Origin of the sequence: Kitasatospora sp. NPDC127116 (assembly GCF_042677365.1) — a bacterium.
GTDB lineage: Bacteria > Actinomycetota > Actinomycetes > Streptomycetales > Streptomycetaceae > Kitasatospora > Kitasatospora lactacystinica.
The window spans coordinates 40,518-50,257 of record NZ_JBHXTL010000015.1; the positions used below are offsets into that span (position 1 = coordinate 40,518).

Annotated in this window: 27 protein-coding genes; 21 read left to right on the forward strand and 6 right to left on the reverse strand. The window is 68.0% G+C overall.

The features are described 5' to 3' along the window. Positions 1–5: 5 nt before the first annotated feature. The 6 genes from ACFVHV_RS09560 to ACFVHV_RS09585 form a co-directional block, all read right to left on the reverse strand. Positions 6–623, reverse strand: a complete 618-nt coding sequence (locus ACFVHV_RS09560) for a hypothetical protein (protein WP_380350358.1) — start codon at positions 621–623, stop codon at positions 6–8. Next, positions 620–1,090 carry a hypothetical protein gene (locus ACFVHV_RS09565; RefSeq protein ID WP_380350359.1) on the reverse strand — a complete coding sequence of 157 codons (471 nt, stop codon included), beginning with the start codon at positions 1,088–1,090 and terminating at the stop codon, positions 620–622. Before ACFVHV_RS09565 ends, ACFVHV_RS09560 begins: the two co-directional genes overlap by 4 nt. A gap of 149 nt (positions 1,091–1,239) precedes the next feature. After that, the gene (locus tag ACFVHV_RS09570) at positions 1,240–1,485 is read right to left on the reverse strand and encodes a hypothetical protein (protein WP_380350360.1); all 246 of its coding nucleotides are present in this window, start codon (positions 1,483–1,485) and stop codon (positions 1,240–1,242) included. Positions 1,486–1,603: 118 nt separating this feature from the next. Then, positions 1,604–1,891 (reverse strand): hypothetical protein, encoded by a 288-nt coding sequence (locus ACFVHV_RS09575; RefSeq protein WP_380350362.1) that lies wholly within the window; start codon positions 1,889–1,891, stop codon positions 1,604–1,606. A 269-nt stretch (positions 1,892–2,160) separates the two neighbouring features. Next, complete coding sequence (locus ACFVHV_RS09580; RefSeq protein ID WP_380350364.1) at positions 2,161–2,874, reverse strand: GntR family transcriptional regulator; 714 nt, start codon at positions 2,872–2,874, stop codon at positions 2,161–2,163. Positions 2,875–2,945: 71 nt separating this feature from the next. After that, positions 2,946–3,485, reverse strand: coding sequence for a UTRA domain-containing protein (locus ACFVHV_RS09585; protein ID WP_380350366.1), 540 nt, complete (start codon positions 3,483–3,485; stop codon positions 2,946–2,948). A 175-nt stretch (positions 3,486–3,660) separates the two neighbouring features. Here ACFVHV_RS09585 and ACFVHV_RS09590 point away from each other — a divergent pair, with 175 nt between their 5' ends. The 21 genes from ACFVHV_RS09590 to ACFVHV_RS09690 all read left to right on the forward strand — a co-directional run bounded on the left by ACFVHV_RS09590 (position 3,661) and on the right by ACFVHV_RS09690 (position 9,730). Further along, complete coding sequence (locus ACFVHV_RS09590) at positions 3,661–3,888, forward strand: helix-turn-helix domain-containing protein (RefSeq protein ID WP_380350368.1); 228 nt, start codon at positions 3,661–3,663, stop codon at positions 3,886–3,888. Positions 3,889–4,299: 411 nt separating this feature from the next. After that, positions 4,300–4,524 carry a hypothetical protein gene (locus ACFVHV_RS09595; RefSeq protein WP_380350370.1) on the forward strand — a complete coding sequence of 75 codons (225 nt, stop codon included), beginning with the start codon at positions 4,300–4,302 and terminating at the stop codon, positions 4,522–4,524. After that, a complete protein-coding gene (locus tag ACFVHV_RS09600; RefSeq protein WP_380350372.1) occupies positions 4,524–4,712 on the forward strand; it encodes a hypothetical protein in 189 nt (62 codons plus the stop codon). Before ACFVHV_RS09595 ends, ACFVHV_RS09600 begins: the two co-directional genes overlap by 1 nt. Continuing rightward, positions 4,712–4,912, forward strand: a complete 201-nt coding sequence (locus tag ACFVHV_RS09605) for a hypothetical protein (protein WP_380350374.1) — start codon at positions 4,712–4,714, stop codon at positions 4,910–4,912. The genes ACFVHV_RS09600 and ACFVHV_RS09605 overlap by 1 nt, the downstream gene beginning before the upstream one ends. A gap of 12 nt (positions 4,913–4,924) precedes the next feature. Next, a complete protein-coding gene (locus ACFVHV_RS09610) occupies positions 4,925–5,197 on the forward strand; it encodes a hypothetical protein (RefSeq protein WP_380350376.1) in 273 nt (90 codons plus the stop codon). Positions 5,198–5,237: 40 nt separating this feature from the next. Further along, the gene (locus tag ACFVHV_RS09615) at positions 5,238–5,429 is read left to right on the forward strand and encodes a hypothetical protein (RefSeq protein WP_380350377.1); all 192 of its coding nucleotides are present in this window, start codon (positions 5,238–5,240) and stop codon (positions 5,427–5,429) included. Continuing rightward, the gene (locus tag ACFVHV_RS09620; protein ID WP_380350379.1) at positions 5,429–5,677 is read left to right on the forward strand and encodes a hypothetical protein; all 249 of its coding nucleotides are present in this window, start codon (positions 5,429–5,431) and stop codon (positions 5,675–5,677) included. The genes ACFVHV_RS09615 and ACFVHV_RS09620 overlap by 1 nt, the downstream gene beginning before the upstream one ends. A 16-nt stretch (positions 5,678–5,693) precedes the next feature. Then, positions 5,694–5,876 (forward strand): hypothetical protein, encoded by a 183-nt coding sequence (locus ACFVHV_RS09625; protein ID WP_380350381.1) that lies wholly within the window; start codon positions 5,694–5,696, stop codon positions 5,874–5,876. A 19-nt stretch (positions 5,877–5,895) separates the two neighbouring features. Next, a complete protein-coding gene (locus ACFVHV_RS09630; RefSeq protein WP_380350383.1) occupies positions 5,896–6,069 on the forward strand; it encodes a hypothetical protein in 174 nt (57 codons plus the stop codon). 10 nt (positions 6,070–6,079) lie between these two features. Then, positions 6,080–6,256 (forward strand): hypothetical protein, encoded by a 177-nt coding sequence (locus ACFVHV_RS09635; RefSeq protein ID WP_380350385.1) that lies wholly within the window; start codon positions 6,080–6,082, stop codon positions 6,254–6,256. 89 nt (positions 6,257–6,345) lie between these two features. After that, positions 6,346–6,858 carry a hypothetical protein gene (locus tag ACFVHV_RS09640; protein ID WP_380350387.1) on the forward strand — a complete coding sequence of 171 codons (513 nt, stop codon included), beginning with the start codon at positions 6,346–6,348 and terminating at the stop codon, positions 6,856–6,858. Positions 6,859–6,877: 19 nt separating this feature from the next. Next, the gene (locus ACFVHV_RS09645) at positions 6,878–7,045 is read left to right on the forward strand and encodes a hypothetical protein (protein WP_380350389.1); all 168 of its coding nucleotides are present in this window, start codon (positions 6,878–6,880) and stop codon (positions 7,043–7,045) included. Between the two features lie 100 nt (positions 7,046–7,145). Beyond that, the gene (locus tag ACFVHV_RS09650; protein WP_380350391.1) at positions 7,146–7,349 is read left to right on the forward strand and encodes a hypothetical protein; all 204 of its coding nucleotides are present in this window, start codon (positions 7,146–7,148) and stop codon (positions 7,347–7,349) included. 2 nt (positions 7,350–7,351) lie between these two features. Further along, the gene (locus ACFVHV_RS09655; RefSeq protein WP_380350393.1) at positions 7,352–7,588 is read left to right on the forward strand and encodes a hypothetical protein; all 237 of its coding nucleotides are present in this window, start codon (positions 7,352–7,354) and stop codon (positions 7,586–7,588) included. Between the two features lie 62 nt (positions 7,589–7,650). Beyond that, positions 7,651–8,193 carry a hypothetical protein gene (locus ACFVHV_RS09660; RefSeq protein WP_380350395.1) on the forward strand — a complete coding sequence of 181 codons (543 nt, stop codon included), beginning with the start codon at positions 7,651–7,653 and terminating at the stop codon, positions 8,191–8,193. A gap of 86 nt (positions 8,194–8,279) precedes the next feature. Next, a complete protein-coding gene (locus tag ACFVHV_RS09665; RefSeq protein WP_380350396.1) occupies positions 8,280–8,456 on the forward strand; it encodes a hypothetical protein in 177 nt (58 codons plus the stop codon). A gap of 11 nt (positions 8,457–8,467) precedes the next feature. Beyond that, positions 8,468–8,626, forward strand: a complete 159-nt coding sequence (locus ACFVHV_RS09670) for a hypothetical protein (RefSeq protein WP_380350398.1) — start codon at positions 8,468–8,470, stop codon at positions 8,624–8,626. Positions 8,627–8,719: 93 nt separating this feature from the next. Beyond that, positions 8,720–8,926 (forward strand): hypothetical protein, encoded by a 207-nt coding sequence (locus ACFVHV_RS09675; RefSeq protein WP_380350400.1) that lies wholly within the window; start codon positions 8,720–8,722, stop codon positions 8,924–8,926. Between the two features lie 10 nt (positions 8,927–8,936). Then, the gene (locus ACFVHV_RS09680) at positions 8,937–9,227 is read left to right on the forward strand and encodes a hypothetical protein (protein WP_380350401.1); all 291 of its coding nucleotides are present in this window, start codon (positions 8,937–8,939) and stop codon (positions 9,225–9,227) included. Positions 9,228–9,242: 15 nt separating this feature from the next. Then, positions 9,243–9,371, forward strand: coding sequence for a hypothetical protein (locus tag ACFVHV_RS09685; RefSeq protein WP_380350403.1), 129 nt, complete (start codon positions 9,243–9,245; stop codon positions 9,369–9,371). 23 nt (positions 9,372–9,394) lie between these two features. After that, positions 9,395–9,730: a hypothetical protein gene (locus tag ACFVHV_RS09690; protein ID WP_380350405.1), complete on the forward strand. Its 336-nt coding sequence runs from the start codon at positions 9,395–9,397 to the stop codon at positions 9,728–9,730. Positions 9,731–9,740 lie beyond the last annotated feature (10 nt).

Here is a 9,740-nt window from a genome sequence, read left to right on the forward strand (position 1 = left end):
CGGCCCTACAAGGCCGGCGCTCTGCCGTCGGCGACGGCATCGATGTACTGCCGGTAGAGGCTTTGGAGGAGCTGCAGGTCGGCGCTCGGCTCGCCAAAGTCGTCGTTGGCCGTCATGTCGAACCAGTCAGGGTTCGCGGCCGTCGACCTCCTGAAGTCCACATCCTGGAGCGCCTTGATTGCCGCGTTGAATCCAGCCAGGCGGGGGTGGCGGCGGTGCAGTTCCACGATGGGGGCATCGTGAGACATGGAGCCATAGGCCCGGCAGTGGGCGGCGAGCGCTCGGTCCGACCAGGTTTGGAAGTCGCGGTCGGTCGGGACTGCGGTGCTCGCAGCGCCGACCGCCTCGGAGAGTGTGCGCCGGCTCAGGCCGGTCAGCGTCTGGGCGTCTTCCATGTCGATGCGCCAGTGGCGTCTCTCGTCGGGTGGATAGGTGGCGCGCTCCTCCCGGTGCTCCGTCAGGATTTGGCCCATCTCACGGATCGCGGCGCGCCGGGTCACCTCGGCGGTTGCCGCCCGCTCGCCTGCGGCCTTGAGCCGGTCGCGTGCGCCTGCGTAGGCGTCGTGGCACCTGCGGAGCAGGGTGACCTCGGCTTCGAGCTCTTCGCTGCCCTGCTCCTTCACGGCTTTCCTCCTGCGGCACTAATGAGGTAGTTGATGGCGGACCGCTCCTTGGCGGTCAACGTGCATGAGTTGACCGCCCGAACCGTTCCGGCCCGATGGTCGATCCACCATTCGGCGCGAATTTCACGCAGAGCCGCCGGCGTCCACAGGGCGAGTACCTGGTCGGCGATGTCGCCGGGAAGGCCTTGGCGGAGGCGGTCGGACATCGAGTCAATGGCATCCGCGCGGATGCTCTCGGCCCAGGCCGTCTGCTTGGGGGTGCCCGTGAGTACGGGCCAGCCAGCAGACCGGGCACGGTCGGTGGCGGCCTGGTTTTCGCTGGCGTTGGTCTGGGCGCGCTGCTGGCGGGCACAGTCGGGGCAGAGCTGGGTGGCGAGCCAGTCGGCTCGGTTGTCGCGGGTGGCGGTTGGCCCGGTGATGTTCGCGATGGCCTCGTGACCGCAGCAGTGGCGAATCAGCGTCTTCACGGGAAGTAGCTTCCCATAAAGACTGTCTTTCGGGAAGTAGCTTCCCGAGCTCTCGGCGGTGGGGTCGGGGCCATCAAGACAAAAGGCGCCCCCGCACGCGGCAACGCCCCCTCCAGGACAGGCTGGAGGGGGCGCATGGGGGGCAGCAGTCAGCCCAGGTAGTCGATCTGGTAGATGTGCAGCGCCTTCGCCGAGTGCTCCAGGTACAGCACCGCGAAGACGTCGCTGAGGACGAGCATCCGTGTCACCCCGTCATCGATCCCCCAGGGCTCCGTCTCGCCCATCGGGTCGTCGCAGGCACGGGCAAGGGCGGCGGCGAGCCTCTCGGACACGGGCTGCGGAAGCGAGTCCCAGACCGCCTCAACGATCCGGCTGCACTGCAGGGAGTAGGTCATTCGCTGTCCAGGTGATCAGCGGCGCCCTGAGGGTCGCGCGGGTGGCATCTAGTGGCAGATGGGCTACCGAGCGTGAGCGTAGCGTGAGTCGTTGACCACCGTCACCCGAACAGTCGGATCACGCGGCCCCGCGCGCCCGGATCCGCGCCGCCTCGGCCTGGACCTCTTCGGTGACGTCCACCCACTCCCCGGGGATGGGTAGGCCGGCAGCCTCCGCGGCGCGCGCTTCCTCAACACGGGCAGCGGTCTCCTCAAGGCGTTCGGCGACGCCCTGCCACTTCGCGAAGACCTCCATCACCCGGTAGGCGGGGGCCTTGTTGATCTCGCCGAGGAAACGCTGGGCCAGAGTCGGATTGCCGAGGGCCGCAGCGATGCGCTCGATGCTCCACGGCTGGTGGGCGGTCATTGATCTCTCCCGGTGGCGACGGGTCCTTGGCAAGCGGGCACGACCCGCCAGCGCCTTTGTGCAAAACGGCGCCCAGTCACCGTAGCGCTTGATCGTGCTACCGCGTGGCACGGCCCCGGAATCTCACCGGAAGACTGATCCTCGCGTCGGCACGTTTGAGGAGCCGCAGGACCCGCGAAGCGACGCTCAGAACCGGCCGGCTCCCGGCCCGAGTCCCTGGCTTCAACACCTCCAGCACCCGGGCGCCCGACGCCACGGCCGGCCGGGGATCAGAACTCGTACTGAAGCTCGCTCTGGTAGCCGGCCTTCGCCATGACGGTCACCTCGATCACCCTTCCGTGCTGGTCAAACACTGTCCGCAGCGTCCGCAGCACTGGTTCCCTCGTGGGCATCTTGAGCGCAAGGAACTGCTCCATAGTCGGCATTCGAGCAGAGACCTTGTCGACACATCGCTCTGGATCGTGGCCCATGTCGGCGAGCAGCCGCGGCGCGCCTCCCTTGATCTTCCGCTTCTGTTCCAGCGCCGTGCCCTTTGCCAGGTCAAGCGGGTAGTAGGACTTCACCAGCTCGGTCGGCTGGTCATCGAGCGACAGCACCTGGACCCGCTCGACCGCGAGGCCACCACGCGGAAGATCCATCGCCTCACGAACGTCTGCCGAGGGCTCGACCGCCCCGACCGACAGCAGTTCGCTGGAGGCGCGCATGCCCTTCTGCTCCGCCACACCGATCCAGCTGTACGCCTCCCCGGGGGCCGCCGGCGCCTTTGTCTCGGCTGGGATCAGCGTCCGCTGCCGGTGTGGGCGGACGATGATGCCGCTACCGCGATGGCTAACCGCTAGCCCCTCTTTGGCGAGGAGGTCATTCGAGTTCTTGATGGTCTGCGGTGCCGCGCTGAACTTCTCCTGCATCACCCGGGTTGAGGGCAGCTTGCTACCCGGAGGGAAGTCTCCGTTCAGGATCCCTTCGCGCAGGTAGCTGGCCATGAGTTCATGCTGCGCCCAAGGGTCGTAGGTGAGCTTCTGCTTGGGGGTGGTGGGTTCTTGGTCTGCCATGGTCAGCCGATCTGGACGGTGTAGTGGAGAGTTCGCTCACGGGCAAGCATGGTCATCTGCGTGACCTCGAACGGGGCGCCGACTTGGTCGACGACCACCCGGAAGACGTCAAAGACCCAGTCGTCAGCTGATGCATCCAGAAGCTCTAGCTCCTCGCTGGATACGGGCCTCGCTCTGACTTCTTCAGGCGCAGAGGCCGCTGTGAATCCGAGGTCGGCCAGCAGCGCCACGGCCCCGCCTCTGATTCGGCGGGGTTCGGCGAGGGCAGTTCCTCCTGCGATCTGAACAGGAAAGTACGAGGCCACCACCTCAACCGCCCTGCCGTTCAGCAGAACGAGTCGCTTTCGAGAAACGACCGACTGTCCAGCTGCGAGCCCCAGGGCGCTAGCGACTCGCGTTGGCGCTGGAACGACGCCGGCGGAGATCAATCGCTGACTGCCGACTCCCCCGGCTGCGCTGGCTTGCGTCGTCCAGGGGTCGGCCGAGCCTGCATCCGGCGGCTTCAGGTAAGCCTCCGAAGCGTCGACCTTGTCGCTTGCCATGGCCACCGCACCTCCCCTCGCCTGCACTTTCGAACACCTTGCTGCATATCAAGTTAAGCCACCAGGTTGCCCAAGCGGTAGCCGAAAACCACGCGAGAACCTTGCAGCCTTTCAAGAACAGCTATACAGTTGGACTCATCAGCCAACGAGAACCCCTCGGAAGGAGGGCTTCAGCATGCTGCCCGAGAGTCCGCCGGTCCTGACCGTGAAGGAGGTCGCGAGAGCGCTCCGGGTCAGCGTCCCGACGATCTACCGCTGGGTGCAGGACGGAGAGCTCGAATCGATCCGCCATGGCAAGCAGTGGTCGCGAGGCAAGGCTGGCCGTGGCGGGGCTATCCGCATCCCGGCAGCTGTCGTAGCCGCCAAGCTCCAGGCGATCCACGACATGGTCGACGCCGCCTGATGGCCGGCCTCAACCACCACCTGTGGTCCGGTCTCGATCCTGTCGAGCCTGGTCCGCAACCCTCCCGCCCCACCCCCGCCTTTGGCGCGCCGTTCATCGGTCAGCGTCACGTCAAGGAGGTTCCTGTGCTCAGTGCGTTCGCCAACGGTGGTGATCACACCGTGAATGGTGGTTACGGTCACCGTCCGAACCCCGTCCCGCCGCCGCAGAATCCGCCGTCGAAGTGAAGCCTCACGAGACTGCGGACGCTTACCGCGCCGCTCGCCGCGCTGGTGACGACGCGACCTGCCAGGTGATCCTCAAGGAGGTCACGGACCGGTTCAACACCCGGACCACGGACGGCAGTGAGCTGGCTGCCCTCTACCGGGCGAACCGGGACACTCCGCTGGCTGTCCCGACGGACGCCGGCTGATGGCCGCGCCTGACGCGATCGTCTACATCGTTCGGGTGTTCAACCCTGACGGCAGTCCGTACCTCGACCCGATCGGCAGGACCCTCGCCAGCCACGGTGTTTCTCCGGCCGCGACGGGCTACAGCGCCTACAGCGAGGCCGAACGTGACCGGCGGATTGCCACTGCCGAGGCCAACGGCTTTGCCGCTACTTGGGAGATCGCGTCTGATTGGCGGGCCGTCTGATGGCTGCTGACTCTGTCAGCGCCGAGGTTGTGGCTGCGAGGGAGCGGCTGGAGCGGGCTTACATCGCCTACGCGGACGGCTTCGATCGGCCGCCACACATCCGGCGTGTTCTGGATGCCGAGGTTCGCGCCGCGATCGCCGGCCTTCATGATGCCGAGAACGCCAACACCAGTAAGGGAGGGGCCTGATGGCCACGATGCAGGAGCGCTTCGACGGGATCGTGAGCGTGGAGGTTGCGCTGGGCCGGCTTCGTCCGGATGCGACCGCGGTCGAGCGCGATGCCGCGGTGAACGCGGTCCTCGATGCGAACGAGGACCTGGTCGATGCCCATGCGACCGAACTTCTCTACCGACTTGGCGCCGGCCGGTATTACCCGGCCGCCGCCTGAAAGGAGCACCAGGTGTATCTGCGCCACGACGTGGAGCCGAAGAACTGGCCGGCGGATCTGTCGGACCGTGACTCGGTCACCACCGTGTTTCGGGCGTACGGGAGCAGCCACATCGCTGCTTCGCGGCACCGCAGTCGGCCGGACAAGGTGACGGGTGACAGCTGGGTGACGTGCAGCTGTGGTCTGTCGACGGCGCCGGTGTTGACGGATTACTCGAACGACCGCGCCGTGTGGGAGGCCGCGGCGGCGTTTGTCGACCAGCACATCGAGGACACCCGAGGGTGACCGAGCCCTGTACTTCCATCAACAGCGAAGGGAACACGCGATGACTGCCATCGACAAGATCCTGGGTGAGCCCGCCCGCCTGATCCTGCGCCACCCCGACGGCCGGGACCCGCTGTACAAGCCGGTGCACACCTACGGGAACGTCACCGACGGGGAGGTCCGGGCGTTCGCCGAGCAGTACCTGCACCTCCCGGCCGGCCAGGTCGACGTGTACCGCGTCCAGGCCGTCTGATGTTCGACCGGTTCATCGGCCGGATGCATCTCGAACCGTTCGAGGTCGATGATGCCCGCCGCATGGAAGCGAACCGGCAGTACCTCATCCAGCAGGACCCCGACGCTGCTCGGATTCTCGTCACCAACGTCGAGGACGGCCACCGCACCTGGAAGCGCAACGCGCAGCTGACCAGGGAGATCGAGCAGTACAGCTCGGTCAAGCACCGGCAGGGCGAGGGCCACTTGTTCCAGCGGCTGTTTGCCTGAGACCCCCGGAGACTCCGTGCGATTCGCCTTCACCATCACCGTGACCGACCGAGGCCGCGTGGTTGAGACCGTCGACGGCGAGACCGTGATCGACGGCCACCGCAGCCACGACCAGATCTGCCGCACGTTGATCGACGGCCTGCCTCAGCACTTGCGCCGGCCTGGCTATGGCTTCGGCGTCCAGTTGACCCGGATCTGACCCAGAAGAGGAGACCACGATGCTCACCACCGGCGACACGGTCATCGTGACTCGTCCCGCCCAGCCGACCGCCCACCAGGTCGGTGACCGCCTCACCGTTATCTCGGTCTCGGCCGACCAGCGCCTCGTGAAGACCCACGACGACCAGGGCGTCGAGGCCACTGTGTGGGCCCACGAGATCACGCCCGAGTAGAGGAGACCGCGTGTCCTACAAGATCGGCGACAAGGTCGTCGTCACGGATCCCGTCAGCCCCAACGGCCATCAGGTCGGCGAGTGCGTCACCGTCACCGCGGTGTCGTCGAGCGGGAAGCTCCTCCGGGCCACGGACGAGCAGGGCCGCGAGGCCCCGGTCTGGTCCCACGAGATCCGACCCGCCTAGCTACGCCCCGGGGCGGCCGCACAGCCGGCAAGCATCGTCGGCCGCCCCGGGTTCCCCGCCACCCAACTGAGTAGACAGGAGACACCATTATGGGCCTGCGTGACCTGTTCGGCGCCGCCGCGCGCCACGCGAGCGGCCGGATCGCCGCCATTGACGACCGGATGCTGGGCGAGCGGGCGATGCGCCAGGTGCGCCGCGAGCACGACGAGTGGGCGCGCGCCGTCCAGGCCGGCGTCACCTACTACACGGCGCTGCCGGTGCTCGGCCTCGACCACGTCCGCGCCGGCCGGATCGGCCGCCCCGTCCACGGCACGGCCACGTTCGACCGCCGCTCCTCCTGGGGGCCGCTGACCGGCCAGTGGACCGTCGTCGGCAGCACCGCGACCTCCTGGGGGCTGTGGCGCCAGCACGGCCCGCTGACCACGAAGGTGCAGTGGACGCATCAGGACGAGGACCGATGGGCCGCCCAGCAGGACGCGCAGATGGAGCGTGGGATGGGTGCCGGGGCGCTCGACCGGTTCTTCTCCAGCCCCGAGCACCGACAGCTCGTCCAGCGGCTGGAGCGTGACTACCCCGCCACCGTCGCCGCTCTCGCGGCCTGACCACCTCCCGGAGGATCGCATGAACGCCATCGAGCAGCAGCTGGCCGCCGCCGAGATGGAGTCCGCCCGCCTGGCCCGAGACTTCGTGGACACGGTCGACGACCCGGCCAAGCGCCGGCGCCTGGCCGACCAGATCCGCGCCGTCGGCGCCGAGATCAGCCACCTGCGCGCGCTCCTGCCCGCCTGACAGACCGCCTACCGCGAGGGGTGCAACACCACGCAGACGTCGCACTCCTCGCATGGCCGAGACGTCAGAACACCACCCGCGAGAAGTAGGACTACCACTCATGCAGACGAAGATCATCGCGAAGTACCGCACCACCGGCGGCCACATCATCGCCATCGAAAGCGAGCGGGACTTCCCCGGCGACTACCCGATCTACACGTGGACCTGCCCCGGCTGCCGGACGGAGAAGCCGCTGACAGCCGAAACGGAGCAGAAGGCCAAGCAGACTGCTGACGCCCACGCCAAGGACTGCCGGGCCATCTGACCATGCAGTACACCCTCACCTCCGGCAGCATCGGGCCGGATCGCCGGTGGGGTTGGCTCCTCGCCACCGCCGACGGACAGAACCTCGGCTACCACGACGGCATGTTCGCCTCGGACCCGGACGCCGACGCCAGTGCCGCCAGGGACTGGGCGAACAGCCTGACCGGCGGGGCCACCGAGTTCTGGGCCCCTGTTCTCTGGTCCGCCCATGGGCCGCGCAGCTACACCTCGCGCAGCTAGTCCCAGCAGGCGGCCGCCCACCAAACCCTCATGCACTCGTTGATCAGGAAGGGAGGCCGTACATGGCCGCCGCCGCGACACTCGAAATCGACCCGGACCTGTACGGCCCCCTTCTGGTCCGTGAGATCGAGGCTTACCTCGCCGCGATCGCCCCTGAGCCTGCCTGGCGGGCCCGACTTCGCGCCGCTATCGCCGAGGCCCACACCGTCCCGGCCAAACCCAACGCCGGCGCCGTCGAGCCCTGGTGGCACACCGCGCCGGCCCCCACCCAGACTCTCACCGGCCGGCTTCTTCGTCGGCGCCCCGTCATCCGCGTCACCGTCCGCCAGCACCTGCAGCTGATGGACCGCTACATCACGGCCCATGGCTGGACCCAGGGCCAACTCTGGGATGAGACCGGCGCGGTGTGCGTCCTAGGCGCCCACGTCCGAGTCCTGGCCGCCGGTTACGGCGACGCCTCCACCACCTGGCGGGCCCGCCTCGCCATCGGCAACGCCCTCGGCCGCCTCGGCCACTCGCTGCTGGTCGACACCTGGAACGACCTGCACAGCACTACTCAGGACGACGTCCACCGACTTCTCCAAAGCGCCGCACAGCGCGCTTGACCCCGACGAGGAGGCTGTCCTTGCCTCATGCCCTGCGGTGCCCCTGCGGCTCCATTGGCTTCTACAACGTGGCCACCGTCTATCACATGGCCAGCAAGCCTCGGGACCAGCGAAAAGGTCTGGTCGACGCCTACATCAGCGGCGACTGCGCCCGATGTGGACAGTACGTCTCCACCACTATCAAGGGCACCCACCTGCACGCCCATGACCCCTACGACCTCGGCGTCCACCATCTGCTGCGCACCGCCGCAGACCGAGGCTGACGGAGTTGTCCATGGACCACGACATCGACGCCCTCGACGACGAGCACGAGGACTTCACTACCTGCCTCTGCGGCAGCACTGACATCCGGGCCGAGGTGGAGCTGATGCGGCCCTGGTTCACCGAGTACCACTGCCAGGACTGCGACACCCTCCGCCGGGGACTCTCCTGAGGCCTCCTTAACCACCAGTCCCGGCACTACCCAGCACGACGTTCACACCCTGTTGCGCGCCGTCGCAGCCCGCACCTGAGAGGCCCCGCCGTCATGTCCACCATGTCCCTGCTCCACCACGGAGCCAACACCCCCGTCCCGCTCGGCCGCTACCTGATGACCCTCCACACCGACCGGGGAAACAACACCAGCACCAACACGGTCACCTCCCCGCACACCCTCGGCTCGCTCGCCACCGGCCTCGCTGCCCTGCATCGCGTGCCCGGGACCGTGGTCGACCTCGTCATCACCACGAAGTAGGGAGCCCTGCATGTCCAACGACGTACTCACCCACTACCCGACCGCCGGCGGTCACACCGTTGAGATCCGGCGGCGCGGCACGGAGTTCACGGCCTACTGCACCGGCTGCCACAAGGAGCGCTGGGACGACTCCCAGCGCACCAGCGGCCCCGAGCACCTCATCCACCGCGAGGCCCAGGAGCACGCCGCCACCTGCCGCAAGGGGCAGCGTCCCGGCGTTCGCATGGTGTTCAACGGCCCCGTTGACACCGTCATCGACGGCAACGTCGGGGTCCTCAACATCGGCGAGATCAACCTCTAGCCCCTGGAGCTGAAAATGCCCCACTACCTGCGGTTCCTCCTCAACCCGCACCGGCACGACAAGGCCCTCCGCGCCGCCCACCTCGCCGCGATCGCGTTCCTCGCCGCTCTCATCTCGTCCACCGCCTACCGCTGGACGAAGTAACCCGCCATCCGACGGAGGCCGCCATGGCCCGCACCGCCGCCCCAGCCGAACAGCAAGCCCTCACCACCACCAGCCTCGCCCTTGCCGGCCTGGCCGCCACCCAGACCCCCGGGGCGGCGGTCACCACCCTCCTCGCCGCCGTCCTCACCCAGTACGCGGTCCTCGCACTCGCCGCCGCACTGCTCCGCCTCAACCTTCCCCACCTCCTCGCCGGCCACCACAACCAACTCCGCGTCACCGCCGCCGCCCTCCTCCTCGGCGCAGCCCACGGCCTCCGTGCCGCCACCACCGCAGTCCTGTGGGCCCTCACCAGCACCGCCCACGCCATCGCCCCCAACCAGCCGCCCACCACCCGCTAGGAAGGCCCCG

Excerpts from the sequence above, each read along its gene's own strand:
- ACFVHV_RS09645 (WP_380350389.1), top strand. The coding sequence starts at position 6,878 with ATGAACGCCATCGAGCAGCAGCTGGCCGCCGCCGAGATGGAGTCCGCC.
- ACFVHV_RS09655 (WP_380350393.1), top strand. The coding sequence starts at position 7,352 with ATGCAGTACACCCTCACCTCCGGCAGCATCGGGCCGGATCGCCGGTGG.
- ACFVHV_RS09650 (WP_380350391.1), top strand. The coding sequence starts at position 7,146 with ATGCAGACGAAGATCATCGCGAAGTACCGCACCACCGGCGGCCACATC.
- ACFVHV_RS09685 (WP_380350403.1), top strand. The coding sequence starts at position 9,243 with ATGCCCCACTACCTGCGGTTCCTCCTCAACCCGCACCGGCACGACAAG.
- ACFVHV_RS09575 (WP_380350362.1), bottom strand. The coding sequence starts at position 1,891 with ATGACCGCCCACCAGCCGTGGAGCATCGAGCGCATCGCTGCGGCCCTC.
- ACFVHV_RS09595 (WP_380350370.1), top strand. The coding sequence starts at position 4,300 with ATGGCCGCGCCTGACGCGATCGTCTACATCGTTCGGGTGTTCAACCCT.
- ACFVHV_RS09640 (WP_380350387.1), top strand. The coding sequence starts at position 6,346 with ATGGGCCTGCGTGACCTGTTCGGCGCCGCCGCGCGCCACGCGAGCGGC.
- ACFVHV_RS09605 (WP_380350374.1), top strand. The coding sequence starts at position 4,712 with ATGGCCACGATGCAGGAGCGCTTCGACGGGATCGTGAGCGTGGAGGTT.
- ACFVHV_RS09660 (WP_380350395.1), top strand. The coding sequence starts at position 7,651 with ATGGCCGCCGCCGCGACACTCGAAATCGACCCGGACCTGTACGGCCCC.
- ACFVHV_RS09690 (WP_380350405.1), top strand. The coding sequence starts at position 9,395 with ATGGCCCGCACCGCCGCCCCAGCCGAACAGCAAGCCCTCACCACCACC.
- ACFVHV_RS09570 (WP_380350360.1), bottom strand. The coding sequence starts at position 1,485 with ATGACCTACTCCCTGCAGTGCAGCCGGATCGTTGAGGCGGTCTGGGAC.
- ACFVHV_RS09665 (WP_380350396.1), top strand. The coding sequence starts at position 8,280 with ATGGCCAGCAAGCCTCGGGACCAGCGAAAAGGTCTGGTCGACGCCTAC.
- ACFVHV_RS09675 (WP_380350400.1), top strand. The coding sequence starts at position 8,720 with ATGTCCACCATGTCCCTGCTCCACCACGGAGCCAACACCCCCGTCCCG.
- ACFVHV_RS09630 (WP_380350383.1), top strand. The coding sequence starts at position 5,896 with ATGCTCACCACCGGCGACACGGTCATCGTGACTCGTCCCGCCCAGCCG.
- ACFVHV_RS09670 (WP_380350398.1), top strand. The coding sequence starts at position 8,468 with ATGGACCACGACATCGACGCCCTCGACGACGAGCACGAGGACTTCACT.
- ACFVHV_RS09620 (WP_380350379.1), top strand. The coding sequence starts at position 5,429 with ATGTTCGACCGGTTCATCGGCCGGATGCATCTCGAACCGTTCGAGGTC.
- ACFVHV_RS09615 (WP_380350377.1), top strand. The coding sequence starts at position 5,238 with ATGACTGCCATCGACAAGATCCTGGGTGAGCCCGCCCGCCTGATCCTG.
- ACFVHV_RS09580 (WP_380350364.1), bottom strand. The coding sequence starts at position 2,874 with ATGGCCAGCTACCTGCGCGAAGGGATCCTGAACGGAGACTTCCCTCCG.
- ACFVHV_RS09600 (WP_380350372.1), top strand. The coding sequence starts at position 4,524 with ATGGCTGCTGACTCTGTCAGCGCCGAGGTTGTGGCTGCGAGGGAGCGG.
- ACFVHV_RS09680 (WP_380350401.1), top strand. The coding sequence starts at position 8,937 with ATGTCCAACGACGTACTCACCCACTACCCGACCGCCGGCGGTCACACC.
- ACFVHV_RS09590 (WP_380350368.1), top strand. The coding sequence starts at position 3,661 with ATGCTGCCCGAGAGTCCGCCGGTCCTGACCGTGAAGGAGGTCGCGAGA.
- ACFVHV_RS09585 (WP_380350366.1), bottom strand. The coding sequence starts at position 3,485 with ATGGCAAGCGACAAGGTCGACGCTTCGGAGGCTTACCTGAAGCCGCCG.